The sequence below is a fragment of the Clostridium sp. HV4-5-A1G genome, from assembly GCF_900184915.1.
GTDB lineage: Bacteria > Bacillota > Clostridia > Clostridiales > Clostridiaceae > Clostridium_B > Clostridium_B aromativorans.
Window position 1 is genome coordinate 1 of record NZ_FXYI02000304.1, and the last position, 2,251, is coordinate 2,251.

Annotated in this window: 2 protein-coding genes; one reads left to right on the forward strand and one right to left on the reverse strand. The window is 30.7% G+C overall.

Annotated features, from left to right (window positions below):
- Nucleotides 1-79: 79 nt before the first annotated feature.
- Nucleotides 80-730 carry a PAQR family membrane homeostasis protein TrhA gene (gene trhA, locus J5G60_RS18020; protein ID WP_150358175.1) on the forward strand — a complete coding sequence of 217 codons (651 nt, stop codon included), beginning with the start codon at nt 80-82 and terminating at the stop codon, nt 728-730.
- A gap of 68 nt (nt 731-798) precedes the next feature.
- On the opposite strand, the gene J5G60_RS18025 is transcribed toward trhA, so the two are convergent.
- Nucleotides 799-1,896 carry an ornithine cyclodeaminase family domain gene (locus J5G60_RS18025; protein WP_150358176.1) on the reverse strand — a complete coding sequence of 366 codons (1,098 nt, stop codon included), beginning with the start codon at nt 1,894-1,896 and terminating at the stop codon, nt 799-801.
- Between the last annotated feature and the right edge of the window lie 355 nt (nt 1,897-2,251).

A 2,251-nucleotide genomic window follows, 5' to 3' on the forward strand; every position in this document is an offset into this window, starting at 1 on the left:
AATATAATATTTGTAATATATAGTTTTTAAAACTATGTATTACAATACTGATATTTAATTTATAAAGGAGTAGTGCCTTATGGATGATCAATTGAAATTTTACAGCAAGGGAGAGGAAATAGCCAATGCGGTGACACATGGAATAGGTACCCTACTTTCAATAGCAGCTCTTGTTCTTTTAATTGTTTTTTCTGTGGAAAAAGGTGATAAATGGTATGTAATAAGTTATACTATATATGGAATTTCTATGTTTATTTTATATTTGGGCTCTACTCTATATCATAGTATAACCAATGTTAGAGCTAAGAGAGTTCTTAGAATATTTGATCATGCATCTATTTATTTGCTCATTGCAGGAACTTATACACCATTTACTTTGACTATTTTGAGAAGTTCTGTAGGGTGGGTAATTTTTGGCATAATATGGGCACTGGCAATTTTGGGAATAATAATGAAGATATTCTGGGTGGGAAAATATGAGATTGCCTCTACCTTATTGTATATCTTTATGGGATGGATAATAATTTTTGCAATGAAGAAACTTCTGATACTGCTATCTCCTATGGGAATAGCACTTTTGGTTGCAGGAGGAATCATATATACTGCGGGAGCCTTTCTCTATATGATGAATAAAGTACCTTATAATCATGCAATATGGCATATTTTTGTTATTGGAGGAAGTGCGTGCCACTTTTTCTGTATACTTTTATATTTATTTCCCAATTCATAATTATAGCTAAAATCACTGTTGAAATATAATATTTCAGCAGTGATTTAATATTTGTTTCAAAAGTAATTTTATTTTTTATTGGTCAGATTATTGGCCACATTTACTATAAAATCCTGAACATTTGTTACTATAGAAGTCACTTCTAAACTTCCCCTGTCTCTTAATTTATTTACTACAAATTCTGATATATCCACGGTGTATATATAAACTGGTCTTATCTTTCCATCTTGTATTTTGTATACTGGGGTCATATTTCCAGTTGCTATAGTATGAAGTTGAGTTGCCAGGCATATGACTGTAGTAGCTTTTTTGCAATAATGCCTCATGGTGTTCTGGGATTCATATACATTTGGAATTACAGAAGGCAGAGGACCATCATCCCTTATAGAACCTGCAAGTATTAGAGGAATTTTATTTTTGACACAGGAGTAAATGACTCCATTTTCTATATGTTCCTCTTTAATAAAATTGTTAAAAGATCCGCACTTTCGTACTTTATTTATTACATCTATATGGTTGTAGTGACCATTTATTACAGAACGTTGAGTATATATGTTCTGGCCTAGAGCTGTTTTTAAAAGGGATCCTTCAAGATCATGGGTAGCAAGCGCATTTCCGGCAAAAATACAATTTGCATACCCATAATCTATAAGAGATGACATTGCCTTTTTAGAATCAGCATCAAATACTACAGCAGGACCCAACACCCATAGTATATATCCATGTTCTTTTTCATATCTCAACAGTTCATATAAATTATCATAATCTTTGGAGCAGGAGCTTTCTCTGCTTCTTCCAGATCTAAATAAAAATGTTTGATTTTCTGATTTGAAATTATTTTCAAATCCATTTATATGAATAAAAATTCCCTCGCTGGTATTTTCACTTCTTCCAAGTATTACTTCTTCTCCTACTTCTAAATTCCGGAATTCTTTTACTTTCAGTTTGTCATGCTTATCTACAACTACTACGCAGTCCATTCGACTTTCGGGTGCCAATATCCATTTACCATTTATTTTAAAATATTCAGGATAGATAGAAGTTGCATGATAGTTGTCAGGAGCTATCCCTTTTATTTTAACTTTTTCTGTGACTGCGTTAGGGGCGGAAAGAAATATTTCGTCTGTAAAATTAGGTGAATGGTACTCGGGTAATTCAAAATTCATTGTGAAGACCTCCCTTATAGATTTAACTAAATACAATTATATCAAAAAATACTGACTTAAGGCTAGTGATGAAATTTGATTTTTACATTGAATGATAAACAGAAATTTGTATTATATAAGACAAAAATACGACTTAATTAGATGATTTATGATATAATAAACAAAAATTAATTATATTGGAACAAAAATATATCATTTTATGAAATATTACAGAATAAAATGTAGATAAATAGTGAAATGTTTTGGCAAAATTTCAGTAAATATTAAAAGAATTATTAACATTGATATTAAACAAAAAACCGGCCCAACAAAACCTAAAATGAGGAGGATTGCCTTTTGGTGTTGTAAAAAAAAA